The sequence below is a fragment of the Prevotella sp. P5-92 genome (assembly GCF_002251245.1).
Lineage (GTDB): Bacteria > Bacteroidota > Bacteroidia > Bacteroidales > Bacteroidaceae > Prevotella.
In genome coordinates, this window is the sequence record NZ_NPJG01000081.1 from 1 (window position 1) to 353 (window position 353).

The following is a 353-nucleotide window of genomic DNA, read 5'->3' on the forward strand; positions in this document are numbered from 1 at the left end:
TCTTGGTAGTGGCCATCAACATGGCCGCTCATACTTTCAGCTGTATCCCGACAAACAAATATGTCAGGAAAACTTCTTTGTTGAGTTTTATTCTACAGTCTCGTGTGTCAATATGTCAAAGATCTCTATTCCTATGTTTCAAGGAAAATGTAGTCCCAGGCAGACTTGAACTGCCGACCTCCACATTATCAGTGTGGCGCTCTAACCAACTGAGCTATAGGACTATAAGACAGAGTTGCAAGTACAAGAAGAGGTAACGAACCAAAAAAAAAGGTCTCGTCAGAAGAAGAAGGACTTCTTCCTTAGCTCTCCACGTCTATGGCGTCCCTCCAGAAAGGAGGTGTTCCAGCCGC

General features: G+C 44.5%; 1 tRNA gene. It reads right to left on the minus strand.

The annotated features are described in order from the left end of the window. Positions 1 to 150: 150 nt before the first annotated feature. Positions 151 to 224: transfer RNA gene (locus CIK99_RS08395), tRNA-Ile, on the minus strand. Positions 225 to 353 lie beyond the last annotated feature (129 nt).